Consider the following 13,499-nt stretch of genomic DNA (forward strand, 5'->3'; position numbering starts at 1 on the left):
TGGAGGCTCAACGAGTCGCGCTCGCCGACGGGGTCGGGGTCGCCGTCCCGGGGGAGCCGCTGCCCGTCGCCTTCGCGGTAGTGGTCGACGCCGACGGCGTGGGAATGTACTGCCGGTACTGGGCGAGAGTTCCGTCCAGCACGGGGACGAGGACGTCCTGGCTCGATGAGCCGGTCTGGATCCTCACCGTCGTCATGGCCCCCGGGATGGCGCCCGAGCTGCTCAGGTCGGAGACGCTGCGGTCGTCGCCGAGCAGGACCTGCCCGTTGGGCGGGACCGTGACGTCGAGGGTGTTGGACGACTGCGTGGAGAGAGTCGCCGTGACCGGGGACGACGAGCTGTTGTAGAGGCCTCCCGTGAGTCGGCCGGGGGCGTCCGGACTCGGGGTGCCCGTTCCTGCGTTCCCGGCCGAGACGATGGCGAGATTGTTCGCCTCGAGTGGCCCGACGGTGGCCTGCACCCCAGGGACGGCGGCGGTGATGCTCTGCGTCTCCTGGGGATTCGTCATGCTGCAGCCCGCGAGGGCCAGACAGCAGCCGGCGATGGCTGTTGCGAGGGCAATCGACTTTGTGGCCCTGCGGCTTCTCGGCATGCTCTTCTCCTGACCGTGCGTTGTGCGGCTGGGTGCGAGAGCTGGTTCCCAGAGTACGCCGCCCGGTGGCAGACGACGACGTCGAAACCGTCAGGTTCGACAATTGATGGGAATGGGCCGGCACTGGCCCCAGCACGCATTGCCCAGCCAGAGAGATGTCTACGGAAGGAGCGACGCGGATGGATGTCGTCAACGCGGTCCTGCGTGCACTTGCGGCCGCCGGCTCGATGGGCTGGGAGATCCTGTGGCCGCTTGTCCTGGGCTTCGCCCTCTCCGGCGTCGTGCAGGCCGTGGTTCGACGGGAGCAGGTCACCCGGCTGCTCTCCGGCGACTCTCCGAAGGCGCTGGCCGCCGCATCCGGTCTGGGAGCTGCGTCGTCGTCATGCTCCTACGCCGCCGTCGCGCTGGCCAGGAGCCTCTTCCGGAAGGGTGCGAGCTTCGCCTCGGTCATGGCGTTCGAGATCGCCTCTACGAACCTCGTGATCGAGCTGGGGCTGATGTTGGCGCTGCTGATGGGGTGGCAGTTCACGCTCGCCGAGTTCATCGGCGGCCCGATCATGATCGTCCTGGTCGCGCTGTTCTTCCGGCTCTGGATGCAGGGGAAGATCGTGGACGCCGCCCGCGAACAGGCGGAGAGGGGCATCCCCGGGTCGATGGAGGGCCACGCCGCGATGGACATGTCGGTCCAGAGCGGGGGGACGTTCTGGCAGCGGCTCTTCTCCCGGGAGGGCCTCGACTCCGTCGCAGCGTACTTCGTGATGGACTGGGCCTCGGTGTGGCGGGATATCTTCGGCGGTCTCCTGATCGCCGGCGCCTTCGCGGCGTGGATCCCGACGGAATGGCTGCGGGCCTTCTTCTTCGAGGGCAACCCGGTGCTCGCGGCACTCTGGGGCCCGCTCGTCGGGCCCGTGATCGCAATGCTCAGCTTCGTCTGCTCGGTTGGGAATGTCCCGCTCGCGGCGGTCCTGTGGAACGGCGGCATCAGCTTCGGCGGGGTGGCGAGCTTCGTCTTCGGGGACCTCATCGTGGTCCCGGTGATCCTGATCTACCGCAAGTACTACGGCGGCCGTGCCGCACTCAGGATCACCGCGACCTTCTATCTCGCGATGGTCCTGGCCGGCTACGCCGTCGAGGCACTTTTCTCCCTCACCAATTTGACGCCAAAGGCCCGCAACGCGACCGCCGTCGAAGCCTCCGTCTCGTGGGACTACACGACGTGGCTGAACATCGCCTTCCTCGTGCTTGCCGCCGTCCTCGTCGTGCGCTTCTTCGTCATTGGCGGCGCCGGAATGCTGAAGATGATGGCCTCCAGCCCAGAGGGCGAGCCTTCCCACGAGCATGGTTCCCAGGGCGATGGGCACCAGCACCACGGCTGATACGGATTCCCACGCCGCTGGTTGGACCGATCCACGGGACGACGCCGGGCATGATGGTGCCATGACGATCGTCAAGACCGTGCTGCTGTTCATTCTCGCCGCCGCTGCCGAGATCGGTGGGGCGTGGCTGGTCTGGCAGGCGGTCCGGGAGGGGAGGGCGTGGTGGTGGGCCGGGCTCGGCGTGATCGCTCTGGGCCTCTACGGATTTGCGGCGACCCTTCAGCCCGACGCTCACTTCGGGCGCGTCCTGGCTGGCTACGGAGGCGTGTTCGTGGCTGCGTCCTTGCTCTGGGGAGTGATCTTCGACGGCTTCAGGCCGGACCAGTGGGACCTCGTGGGATCAGCCGTGTGCCTCATCGGAGTCGCCGTCATCATGTTCGCGCCCCGGGCCGCCGGTTGACGGGCCTCTGGTCGAAGAATCGGAGAAGGGACATATGGGCGGAGTGCGCGAGCAGGTGCTGGAGGCAGCCGAGGCCAGGGCTGAGGCAATGAAGGCTGGCGACTCGCAGGCCCTCACCCGGCTGCTCCACCCGGATTTCAGATGGACTTCCCACACCGGCGAGCAGTTCGACCGGGCCGCCTACGTCCGGGCGAACACTGGCGGACGGACCACTTGGCGTGGCCAGGACCTGGGCGACCCGGAAATCCTCGTGGCCGAGGGGGCTGCGGTCCTCCGCACCACCGTGGTCGACCTGGTCGGCGAGTCGGAGCGTACGACGTTGTACCGGATGCCGATGACCCAGGTGTGGGTGCTGACCGGGCAGGGGTGGAAGTGCCTGGCGGGCCACGCGGGTCCGCGTCTGCGCGACTGATCAGGTCCGGCCGCCGCGCGAGGATCGTGTGTAAAGACTGTCTTGACGACCTTCACGTGTGAAGGTAGCCTTTACGCGTGACCGAAACTCCGATGGGACTGGCTGCCCTCCAGGCTCTCCTGCTGGAACAGGCTTCAGCTTTGGCCGGCTCTTCCGCGAGTCCACTGGCTCCGCCTTCCTACCTCGGCCTGATCAGCACCGCCCGGCGCACGCAGGAGATCGCCGGACAGGTACTGGAGCTCTGCGTCCAGCAGGCCCGCGACGCGGGCCACACCTGGCAAGAGATCGGCGACCTCCTCGGCGTCACACGCCAGGCAGCGTTTCAAAGGTTCGGCAAACCTATCGACCCTCGAACAGGAAAGCCCATGGACAAGACAGTTCAGATGACAGACGCGGCCGAACGCGCCGCGGAGATCGTCGCGGAAGTCCTCGAAGGACGGATGGACGAGGCCCGCAAGTCGTTCAACGCACAGGTCCTAGCCGCCTTCACGGACGAGGTCCGGGGAAGCGGCCTGGCCACCGTTGCGGGCATGGTCGGGGCATTCCAAGGCTTCGGCGACACCGAACCGTTCGTCCGACGCATCGGCGACCACACCGTCGTCGACGTCCCGCTGCGCTACGAAGCCGGCGAAATGAAAGCCCGCGTCGCCTTCGACGCAGATGAAAAGGTCGCCGGTCTGTTCATCCTGCCTCCCGAGGCCCCCTGAGTGCCGGGTAGAAGGAAAGCGCCGAAAGAGGGAGAGAAACGGACATGACTCACGGGAACGCCGCGACCTACGAGGACGGCATGATCCGTTGCGCCGGGGGCGAGCTGACTATTCGCCGATACTATCCGTGGGGCGCCAAGCGCATCCGCTACACCGCTATCAGGGGCGTCAAGCAACTCCCGCTGACTGGAGCGAACAGGATCCGCAAGTGGCGCATCTGGGGCTCGGGAGACTTCCTGCACTGGTGGAACCTCGACCCACGTCGGCCGAGAAAGCAGATCGCCCTCGTCATCGATCTCGGGCGCCACGTACGCCCCACCATCACTCCCGACGACCCGATCGCTGTCGAGCAGATCCTCGCTGCTCACATCACCCAAAACTGACTGAAGGCGAAAGCGTTCGTCACGGAGGTGGAAACTCTGGGCACCCTCAAGGTCGGTCCAGGCCGCTCCCGCCGCGGCCGCCGTTCCTTCGGCTTCGGTGGCCGTGGTTCCCCTGCACGATCGAGGTCATTAGGGTGGATGCACCGACCAATAGAGGGAGGCTTCCCATGACGACCCCAGACAACGACGACGCCCCGGACCTCGATGACGTCATCACGCCCGAGGAGGACGCCCTGCCTCCCCGGATCCACCAAGGCCATGCGGGAATGCCGGAGAGGCTCGACGACGACGCGTTGGCCGCGGCCACCGAGCAGGAGCGCGTCGCCGCGGGGCTGGCCGACTATGCCCCCAGCCAAGTGCCTCCCGCGACTGACCCCTTGCCCGAGGGTTCCTCTGAGGAGGCAGACCGCGCACAGCGCGGCTTGGTCGAGGACGAGGACGAGGACTGACGCACCCGTAGGCCCGACGGGCCGCAAGGTTCTGGGCTCGGGCGCTTCTACAGGCACACCATCGCCGCCGTCTTCGGATGCACGGTGCACTGAGCTACCACGCCCGCCCCAGCGTCACGAGACGTTCGATCGTCCCCCTCGTGCGCGTCGTCGTGATCGCGCCGGTGAGCCGTTCGATCTCCGCTCCGGGGCTTCCGGGCCCGGAGCCTGTCCAACGGGTCACTCCCAAGGCGACGCCGTCGGAGACGTCGATGATGTCGACGTCTCCGCGCCCGTTCGTCCAGGGCAAGGGCACGCATAGCGGCTTCCCGCCGTCGAAGAACGTGAAGGTCTCCCGGTAGAGCTGACCGTCCCCGCGGCCCCCGAAGGGTTTCCGGTCCACGATCGAGGCCAGCAGCGAGAAGGTGCGCACCATGACCGCTCCGCGGTACCCGGCCATCTTCTCGAGCGCTGCAATAGAGGCGCGGAACACCTCTTCTGGCTCTTCCGCCTCGATCAGTGCAGTCCCGTTCGCCCCGACGGACACGACCCTGCGCGCCCCTGCCTCCCTCAGCTCGGCCTCGAGGACAGCCCGAGTGGGGGAACCGGGGTGGCCAAGATTGAGGTTCCGGTAGAAACCCGCGCACAAGACCCTCATTCTGGGGGCCCTGTCCTGATGCCGGGAAGGATCACGGCGCATATTGTCCTCGTGGCCAAGGGGCTGGGGAAATAGCAGCACTCGGGGTCGCCGCGGCGTACCTCAGGGCTCGGGAGCCCTTCCGGGCGGCTGCAGAACGGTGCGTGGAGCCCTGCTGTGGACGGCTCCACGTGCGGCGGCGCGGCCGGGGTGGGGGAGCCGGGGAAGGAGCCCACGGAGGAGCCCGCGGGTGACGCGAGCCGTGAGGCCGAAGAGCTGGCGAGGCGTTGCGTTTGGAAGGTAGGCGTTGACGAGGGCGTTGGCGATGGCCGGCAGCGCAGCGGGGTCGGGGTATGCCAGGTAGAGGGGTTCCCAGCGGGGGTGGAATCTGGCTTTGAAGGCGTGGAGGGTGCGGAAGCCGTAAATCGGCTCCAGGAGCGTACCGACGCGGTCCAGGGCCCGGTCGAGGGCCGTGCCCGAGGAGCCCAGGGTGCTGCGGGCCAGAGGAGCCCCGGAGAGGCTGAGGGTCTCGAAGCCCTCGTCCCTCAGGGCCAAGGCGGCGGACGCGATGAGGAACTCCGTCGCGGACGCGAATCCGCTGCTGGCGCGGCGCATGAAGTCAAGGGTCCACCCGGTGACCGTGCCGCCGCGGTGGACGGGCAACCAGGAGGAGACGGCGTGGACGGCGCCATCGGCGTCGACGGCGAGAAGGACGCGGACCCGGGAGTCCTCCATCTCCTTGATGCCGCCGAGGGTGAAGCCCATTTCGGGCATTGCCTTGTCCGCGATCCACTCCTCGGAGATCACGTCGATCTGGCGACGCAGAGCTGGTGACGTCTCCGAGTAGCGGATCCATCGGGCGCTGATGCCCTCCCGACGGGCACGGTTCAGCGCGGTGCGGGTGTTCTGGTGCTTCCTGCCGGCGAAGTCCAGAGCCTGGAGGTCCAGAACAGCGTCCTCGGCCACCTCCACGCGGTCCCAGCCGAGGGAAGCCGCCGCGGCCCCGGCGGCGGGGCCGATGGAGTAAAGGCAGGGCACCCATCCATTCGCAGTGGCGAAGGCGGAGAAGCCCCGCAAGGCGGTGTCTTCTTCCCCCGCGGGACATACTGGCGGGCCCAGTGCCAGGGCGACCCCGGCGTGAGGCCGGTACGCGATGTATCCCGTCCCGGCGGGAGTGAACCAGTACCGATTCCCGGACCAGGTCGTCATCCAGGACAGGCTGGATCCGCCGGAGGCGGCCAGGATGTCTGCGGCACGTTCCCGGTCCCGCTCCGCCGGCGTACCCGCGGCCCCGAGAAAGGTGGCCAGGGCCAGCGCCGCCGCTGAGCCCCAAAAGACGATCCCGACACCCTCGTACAGGACGGTCGCTGGCACGCTCACCGGCACGAACGCCGGAGGCACGTCGAAAAGGTATCCCAAGGGCAGGAATCGGTCGGGAATATTGGCGAGCAGCTCCAGGGGCCCGGGGATCGGGGAGAAGCTTTGGATCAGGGTCAGCGCGGCCCCGAAATAGAGCAGAGCCAAGGCTCCGGCCGCACCGGCGAGTCGGGCAGCAAGACGGAGGTAGGTGCCCCCGGGGGCGCGGACAGCGAAGTGGCCACGGGCCACGACGAGCAGCCCAGCGAGCGCGGCGGGGGTCAGCAGTGGCAGGACGAGGGCGAGCCGGTTCCGAAAGGTGCTGGCATCGACACCACCGAAGGCCTCCCATCCGGCCGCGCCCGGCGGCACGGGAAAAATGGAGGAACCGATGCAGGACGCCGCCAGGACGGCCAGGACCGCCTCCACCGCCAGTGCCCCGGCCCAGGCTGCGCGGCGGCCCCGGCGGAGACCCTCGGCGAAGAGCAGCAGCAGGACCGAGGGCAGCACGGCCATGAATATCGCCCCGGCGCCCGCCCTCTGTTGCAGCAGGGCCGTTGCGCAGTCTCGGGCCTGGGAGGGGTCAGCGCACAGGGCCCGGACGGTCAGGGGGTCGGTCGGCTGGATCCCGGTGAACGCCAGGTGCAGCACGGCAAACGGGCCGACCGCGTGGGGCAGCAGGCCGGCCAAGACTGGTCCGAGCGCTGCCACGGCGACGGTGACTGCGACCAAGGTCCGCATCTCCCGGCGGGACACGGCTTGGACCGACAGCCGGGGCCCCCGGCCCAGCAGAGCAGGTCCCAGCGCCAGGCCCAGGGCTGCGGCGAGGAACCGCGTCATGTCCGGCAGGGTCCCGCTGTAGAGCAGGAGCAGAGTGAGCAGGGCCATCACGGCCAGGCGGAGACGGCGGCGCCACAAGGCGGTCGAGGCTGCAGTGGCGGCGGCCACCGCGCCCAGCGCCATTGCGGTCGGCCCCGAGAAGGAGTGTGTGAGCAGCTGTGCGGACCAAGCGCCCCCGGTGGCCCGTAACGCCCAAGCCAGGCCCGACGCCGCGAGCACCGCCCCCGCATGGGTTCCCAGGGCTGCGGCCATGAACCTTCCCGCTCCCAGACGGCGTTCTGCCCAGGCGCCACCGCCCCCGAGCAGGACCGCCCCCAGAACGAACCCGGGCACACTTCCGGGCGAGAGGGCGCTTGCGGCCACGGCCCACCACCGGCCCGGGAGCGAGTGGGCGCCCACTGCAGCCCAGGAGGGCCCGGCCCAACCGGCCAAGGCACGTGCTCCGGCCACGGCCAAGTACACGGAAAGGAGCACTCCTGTTACCGGAGCACTCTGCAGCAATGCCCGCATCTGGGCTGTACGTCGGAAGCTGACTGGGCCCTCCGCCTTCATGCTCTCTTCCATGTCCCCTCCGCTTGCGTCCGGGCCGTCCCAGGAGGCGCTTCATGCCTGCCGCTGGAACACGACCCTGCGACGCCACCAGTCTGGGTTGTGGCACCTGAGCGGAGCCTGAGCCGGGTTGCTGATGCCGCTCAGGCTCCTCTCAGGCCGGCCTCCGCGGACTGGACCCGCTGGCCGCCCCTGGCCGCCGAGCCGCCGGCGGCCCGGAGCCCTGGGTCCGCTACTGCCAGGCCCTTTCCCCGACCCGACTGCAGACGTGGAGGCATCATGGGGCCCCTCTCCGGCCTGGACCTCACACAAGGTCCGCTCACCGGTGCCGTGACCGCCCTCGCCGCTGCCGCCGTCGTGTACCTCCTGGCTCGCCGGTGGCGCAGGGGTTTCCTGATTCCCGTTCTGACTGTCGTCGTCGCATGCCTGACCGCCTGCGCGGCTGGCTGGTGGGCAACCGAGTCCGGACTGAGCACCCATCCCCTCCCCGCAGACGTGCTCGCGTGGATCGGAGTTGCCACGCTCGGCATCCTGTTCGCCGCCGCGGGGATCGCCGCAGGACCTTGGCGCCGCCGCCTCCTCTCGCCAATTGCCGCAGCCGTTGTCTTGGCCGCCGCCGCCCTGCAGGCCAACGCCTACTACGGCCAGTACCGCACGCTGGCTGACCTCATCGGCGCCAGCACTGCTGACATCCCCTCCCTCGCCACAGTCTCCGGAACTCCGACGGCTGCGTCCGTGCCGCTGGGACAGAGGCAGGAGAGTTCCGCGGTGTCCGCTCACGGCCAGGTCTTCTCCAGCGGCATTCCCGGGGTTCCCTCCGGCTTCGCCGGACGCCCCGCCTACATCTACCTGCCCCCGGCATACAGCGCACCCTCCCACGCGCCATTGCCCGTGCTCGTCCTCGTATCCGGGCAGCCCGGCTCGCCTGCGGACTGGCTCACCGGAGGCCGCATCCGGACGATCCTCGACGGGTTCGCCGCGTCCCATCACGGCCTGGCGCCCGTCACCGTCGTCCCCGATGTCAACGGCGCCGCCACCGCCAACACCATGTGCATGGACTCTCGCATCGCCCGCGCCGATACCTACCTCTCCGCCGATGTCCCCGTTTGGATCAGATCCACTCTCGACGTCAGCTCCGAGCCCACCCGGTGGGCTATCGGAGGGTTCTCCTTCGGAGGCACCTGCGCCATCCAGATGGCCACCCTCCACCCTGGCACCTACGGCACTGCCCTAGACTTCAGCGGAGAAGGCGAACCCGCGCTCGGTCCCAGCCGCGCCGCCACTGTGCAGACCGCTTTCGGAGGCGACACCAAGGCCTTCGAAGCCCTCACCCCCCTTCACCAGCTTCAAGCTCACCGCTACCCCCACTCCTGGGCCTACTTCGCGGCAGGGGCCGCTGACGCTGAGTTCACTGCATCCATGCACGAGGTCGCCGCAGCCGCCCGCCGGGCGGGCATGACCACCCAGGCCACCGCCATTCCGAGCACCGGTCATTCCTGGGCCGTGCCTGCCACCGCCCTGCCCTCTGCTCTCGACTGGGTCGCCGCCCGCCTCGGCCTCGCCCCGTGACCACAGGCGCCGGAGTCTGCGGGGGGACCTCGACCGGAGGACCTCCGGCGGGTAGGGCCTTCCAGGTTCTTTCAGGTCTGCGGGGGAGGGTTGTCGGTGTTGGATACGCGGCTGCGCCGGACGCGGGAGAGGGGAGACGGTACGCATGCGGGTTCTCATAGTGGAGGACGAGAAGGTCCTGGCCGAGACGCTGCGGCGTGGGCTCGTCGGGGAGGGATTCGTGGTGGACGTAGCCCATGACGGCGTCGGGGGGCTGTGGGCGGCGACGGAGAACCCGTACGACGCGGTGATCTTGGACCTGATGCTCCCGGCCAAGCATGGCTACGCGGTCCTGCGCGAGATGCGCGAGCGGCAGGTCTGGACGCCGGTGATGATGCTCACGGCGAAGGACGGAGAGTACGACCAGGCGGACGCTTTCGACCTAGGCGCTGACGACTTCATGACGAAGCCCTTCAGCTTCCTGGTGCTGGTGGCCAGACTGCGGGCGCTGATCCGGCGCGGTGCACCGGAGCGACCCGTGAGCCTGAGGGTCGGGTCGCTGTTGCTGGACCCGGTTCGGCGGGCCGTCTCCCGCGACGGGAAGGAGATCGTCGTGACCCCTCGAGAGTATGGCCTGCTGATGTATCTGATGCGCAGGGCTGGTGAAGTCGTGTCCAAAGCCGAGATCCTTGACAACGTCTGGGACCCGATGTTCGAGGGCCCGGAGAACGTGGTGGAGGTGTACATCGGCTACCTTCGCAGGAAGATCGATGCGCCATTCGGGGTCGCGACCTTGGCCACGGTGCGCGGGATGGGCTACCGGCTCTCCGCGGACTGACCTTGCGGGCCCATGAGTTAGGGCGTCGGTGTCAGGGAAGGGGGAGGGCGATGCGGAAGCGGCAGCGCCCACAAGGCCCCTCCTCCGCCGAGACTGACCCACCGTGGGCAGCGAGGATCGTCCGGGCAATCGCTAGGCCGAGCCCGCTGCCCCCGGTGTCTCGGGAACGGCTGTCGTCCAGTCGCACGAATCTCTCGAAGATCCGCTCCCTCTCCCGCTCCGGGACCGGAGGGCCGTCATTGTCCACAGTCAGTACGGCTTCCTTCCCTTGGGTCGCCAGAGCCACCCAGACGGTGCTGGCCGCGTGCCGCTCGGCGTTGTCCAGCACGTTCCGGACGACCTGCGTCAAGCGGCGGGCGTCCCCCCGGACGCGGGCGGGTTCGACCACAGACTCGATCCGGCGCGTCCCGGCGGCCCTTGCGCGCGCGAGCTCGGACGAGACGACGTCGTCCAAGTCCACATCTCTGACCTCGGGGACCAGCGCGTGGTGTTGGCCTCTGGAGAGCGTGAGCAGATCCTCCACCAGGGCAGCCATCCGCCGCGCCTCTCCGGCCAGCATCGGCCCCAACTCCGGCCAGTGGCTCCCGCCTGCGTCGCCTGCCGCGACCTCGAGCCCGGTCTGGAGAGTGGCCAGGGGACTGCGTAGCTCGTGGCCAGCATCCGAAAGGAACCGGCGCTGCATCCTATCCGCAGACTCGACCCGCTCCAGCATTGCGTTCATCGTCCGCGCGAGCGCCTCGAGCTCGTCCCGAGTGTGAGGGACGGTGACCCGGCCGCTGAGGCTGCCAGGGGCAACCTGCTCGACCTGGGCACGGATCCGCTCGAGCTGCCTCAGGGACCTTCCCACGAGGATCCGCACAGATGCGCCCACCAGCAGCAGCAAGGCGGGGCCCGCCAGCAGCAGGAACAGGGACACCGTGCCGAGGGTTTCGGTCCTGACCTGGAGGCTCTGGGCGACCAGCACCCAGTAGCGCTGGCTCCCGGAGTCCACTCCGACCGCCTGCACCCGGTACCCGTCTTCGAGGGCGGGCACGGTGCCCCCTGGCATCTCTTGAACGGCGCTGGCGCCCGGGGCCGGACGGAGCCCGCTCATTGGCTCGGCGAGCAGGGCCGGCTGCGAGGCGTGGACGACGTGTCCGGCCGAGTCTACGATCTGGACCAGCACGTCGGGCCGGGTCCCCGACGTGATCGCCTGTCCGGCTTCGCCGACGTCCTGAGCTGAGACCAAGGCGGCCACGTCGTGCGACTTCGTCGCCAGCACGCTGTCGGTCGCGGCAGTGAGCGCGTTGTATAGCAGCAGCAGGGACAGCACGGCCACCGCCCCCAGCGCCAGAGCAGTGACGAGCACGGCGATCGCCATGGACTGGTTCCGGATCCCCCAGCCATGCGGCCGAAAGACCGACGAGGACGGCCGCTGCACGCCTCCAGCATCCAAGCACCTGCGGGCTTCCGCAAGTCGGTTCCCTGTGCGGACGCTCAGCCATCCTCAGCCTCCTCTCACCTGCCCCGAGGGAGAGTGGGGTGCAACCCCAGGCCGCATCGAGGGCTGGGGACGACGAGGAAAGGATGCAAAAGCCCATGAAGCCCAGGACCAAGATCGCAGGAGCCACCCTGAGCCTGCTCGTGCTCGCCGGGATCACCGGGACGGCGGCCGCGAACGCCGCCACCACCCCTGCCCCGGCTCCCAGCTCGGCCTCCGCCCCGGCTGGGCCAGCCGACCAGGCCACCCCCGGTGACCCAGCCGACAGCCCGACACAGGGCAGCACGGCCGCAAACACCGCGGACGGGGCAGACGGCGGGCCCAACGTCCAGCAGACCGGCGATCACGTCGACCCGGGAGACGCCCCCGGATCCAAGTGATCCCACCTCCGACCGCTGCTCTCGGCGACTGACCACGCCGGGAGCGGCCCGGACGGGTGATGACAGCGCCAGACGTGGACGACGGCGCTGCCCGCCGGAAGGCTGGCAGCGCCGTCGTGTGTGTGGTTGGCGCAGTCGTAAGGTCTGGAAGCCTAGGCCTTGAGCTTCGGCTTGACGTCCTTGTCGTAGATCCCCTGAAGGGTCTTCTTGAGGTCGCCCATCGTGGCCTTGACGTCGCCCTGCTGGGTGACGATTTTCGCTACCGACTTCGCCATCTCCTGGTCCGCGCCCGGCAGGAACACGCGGGCGTTGTCCTGGACCTTCGTCACGGCGAGCTGGTCGATCGCCGTCTGGATCTGCGGCGTCTTGGCCAGCACTGCAGTCATGTCCGAGGACTTGCGGACGGGCATGTAGCCCGTGGCCCCGGAGAAGGCTGCCGCATTCTCGGGTTCGCCCACGAACTTGATGAACATTGCGGCGGCCAGCTGCTGCTCCTTCGAGATCCCGGACGGGATGCCGAGGCCGGCACCGCCGGTCGGGCAGACCGGGTTGGTGGCCTTCGGGCCGCCAGGGAGGAAGCCGACCCCCACATTGAACTTCGCGGTCTTCAGGACACCGACGAGGGAACCGGTCGAAGAGATCGTCGCGGAAGTGATCCCGCCGCCGAAGTCGGCAGAGGAGTCCTTCGAAGACACGCCGGCCCATTTGTCCTTATAGACCGAATCCTGCACCCACTGCATGGCGGCGACCGCATCGTCTGAGTCGCAGGTGATGTCCCAGCCCTTGGACCAGCCCGAGCCCCAGCCCCAAAGGTTGTTCTGGAGGGTCCAGCCCGCGTAGTCAGCCAGCGCAGGATACATGTAGGCATACTGCGCCCCCGAGGAGGCCTTCAGCTTGGGGGCCCACTCGGCGAACTCAGCCCACGAGGTCGGCGCCCGGTCCGGGAGGCCGGCGGCCTTGAAGTGGTCCTTGTTGTAGTAGAACAGCGGGGTGGAGCGGGCGTACGGCATGGCCCACTGCTTGTTGGCGTACTGATAGTCCTTGACGAGCGAGTCGCGGTAATCGCTGAGATTGATGTCGAGCTGCTTGACGAGGGAGTCCATCGGGATGATGTTGCCGTTGATGTAGTAGCGGAACCACCAGACGTCCGAGAGCACCACCACGCCCGGGAGGCCGGAGTTCGCCGCCTGGGCCGTCTGGAACTTCTGTGCAATCTCCTCGTAGTTCGCGCCCGCCGTCACGAGGTTGACCTTGATCCCCGGGTTCGCGGCCTGGAACTTCTCCACGAGCTGCTTCTCCACGTCTTCCGACTTGCCCGGGTGGTTCGACCAGAAGTCGATGGAGGCCGCTGGCTTGACGTCCTTGAAGTCGATGTCCGCCGCCGCAGAGGTCGCGCTGCTGCCGGACGTGTCGGGGCCGCCGCACGCGGAGAGGGCTGCGGCGGTGGTCCCTGCTCCGGCAAGGGCCAGGAAATGACGACGGTCCACTCGGAATGACATAGGTGTGCCTTTCGTAGGGTGCTTCTCGAGGGTGATGGAACTGCGGCCTGCACGACCGGGGCAGCCCGGCCCTC

General features: G+C 68.6%; 14 protein-coding genes. 9 read left to right on the forward strand and 5 right to left on the reverse strand.

The features are described from left to right. Positions 1 to 7: 7 nt before the first annotated feature. A complete protein-coding gene (locus tag E6A21_RS10735) occupies positions 8 to 592 on the reverse strand; it encodes a hypothetical protein (RefSeq protein ID WP_138444150.1) in 585 nt (194 codons plus the stop codon). Between the two features lie 179 nt (positions 593 to 771). On the opposite strand from E6A21_RS10735, the gene E6A21_RS10740 reads away from it, so the two are divergent. The 6 genes from E6A21_RS10740 (at position 772) to E6A21_RS10765 (ending at position 4,319) form a co-directional block, all read left to right on the forward strand. Then, positions 772 to 1,968: a permease gene (locus E6A21_RS10740; protein ID WP_138444151.1), complete on the forward strand. Its 1,197-nt coding sequence runs from the start codon at positions 772 to 774 to the stop codon at positions 1,966 to 1,968. 61 nt (positions 1,969 to 2,029) lie between these two features. Next, a complete protein-coding gene (locus E6A21_RS10745; RefSeq protein ID WP_138444152.1) occupies positions 2,030 to 2,368 on the forward strand; it encodes a YnfA family protein in 339 nt (112 codons plus the stop codon). A gap of 34 nt (positions 2,369 to 2,402) precedes the next feature. Then, a complete protein-coding gene (locus E6A21_RS10750; protein WP_138444153.1) occupies positions 2,403 to 2,780 on the forward strand; it encodes a nuclear transport factor 2 family protein in 378 nt (125 codons plus the stop codon). A gap of 77 nt (positions 2,781 to 2,857) precedes the next feature. Further along, complete coding sequence (locus E6A21_RS10755; RefSeq protein WP_138444154.1) at positions 2,858 to 3,487, forward strand: DUF3887 domain-containing protein; 630 nt, start codon at positions 2,858 to 2,860, stop codon at positions 3,485 to 3,487. A 44-nt stretch (positions 3,488 to 3,531) separates the two neighbouring features. Continuing rightward, the gene (locus tag E6A21_RS10760; RefSeq protein ID WP_212745916.1) at positions 3,532 to 3,870 is read left to right on the forward strand and encodes a PH domain-containing protein; all 339 of its coding nucleotides are present in this window, start codon (positions 3,532 to 3,534) and stop codon (positions 3,868 to 3,870) included. 167 nt (positions 3,871 to 4,037) lie between these two features. Then, entirely contained in the window at positions 4,038 to 4,319 is a 282-nt protein-coding gene (locus E6A21_RS10765; protein WP_138444155.1) for a hypothetical protein, read from the forward strand. A 94-nt stretch (positions 4,320 to 4,413) separates the two neighbouring features. Here the strand turns inward: E6A21_RS10765 and E6A21_RS10770 are convergent, their stop codons facing one another. Together E6A21_RS10770 and E6A21_RS10775 are read right to left on the reverse strand one after the other, a co-directional pair. Beyond that, positions 4,414 to 4,947 carry a DUF1697 domain-containing protein gene (locus tag E6A21_RS10770; RefSeq protein WP_171041361.1) on the reverse strand — a complete coding sequence of 178 codons (534 nt, stop codon included), beginning with the start codon at positions 4,945 to 4,947 and terminating at the stop codon, positions 4,414 to 4,416. A 111-nt stretch (positions 4,948 to 5,058) separates the two neighbouring features. Further along, a complete protein-coding gene (locus E6A21_RS10775) occupies positions 5,059 to 7,494 on the reverse strand; it encodes a bifunctional lysylphosphatidylglycerol flippase/synthetase MprF (protein WP_171041362.1) in 2,436 nt (811 codons plus the stop codon). 465 nt (positions 7,495 to 7,959) lie between these two features. Here E6A21_RS10775 and E6A21_RS10780 point away from each other — a divergent pair, with 465 nt between their 5' ends. Continuing rightward, a complete protein-coding gene (locus E6A21_RS10780) occupies positions 7,960 to 9,249 on the forward strand; it encodes an alpha/beta hydrolase (RefSeq protein WP_138444158.1) in 1,290 nt (429 codons plus the stop codon). A 145-nt stretch (positions 9,250 to 9,394) separates the two neighbouring features. Further along, positions 9,395 to 10,066 carry a response regulator transcription factor gene (locus tag E6A21_RS10785; protein WP_138444159.1) on the forward strand — a complete coding sequence of 224 codons (672 nt, stop codon included), beginning with the start codon at positions 9,395 to 9,397 and terminating at the stop codon, positions 10,064 to 10,066. Between the two features lie 31 nt (positions 10,067 to 10,097). Here the strand turns inward: E6A21_RS10785 and E6A21_RS10790 are convergent, their stop codons facing one another. Further along, a complete protein-coding gene (locus E6A21_RS10790) occupies positions 10,098 to 11,486 on the reverse strand; it encodes a sensor histidine kinase (protein ID WP_212745917.1) in 1,389 nt (462 codons plus the stop codon). A 158-nt stretch (positions 11,487 to 11,644) separates the two neighbouring features. Between E6A21_RS10790 and E6A21_RS10795 the strand changes: the two genes are divergently transcribed. Next, positions 11,645 to 11,926: a hypothetical protein gene (locus tag E6A21_RS10795; protein WP_246036377.1), complete on the forward strand. Its 282-nt coding sequence runs from the start codon at positions 11,645 to 11,647 to the stop codon at positions 11,924 to 11,926. A 152-nt stretch (positions 11,927 to 12,078) separates the two neighbouring features. Here the strand turns inward: E6A21_RS10795 and E6A21_RS10800 are convergent, their stop codons facing one another. Beyond that, positions 12,079 to 13,425, reverse strand: coding sequence for an ABC transporter substrate-binding protein (locus tag E6A21_RS10800; RefSeq protein WP_138444162.1), 1,347 nt, complete (start codon positions 13,423 to 13,425; stop codon positions 12,079 to 12,081). Positions 13,426 to 13,499 lie beyond the last annotated feature (74 nt).

The organism is Sinomonas susongensis, from assembly GCF_005877005.1.
Classification (GTDB): Bacteria; Actinomycetota; Actinomycetes; order Actinomycetales; family Micrococcaceae; genus Sinomonas; species Sinomonas susongensis.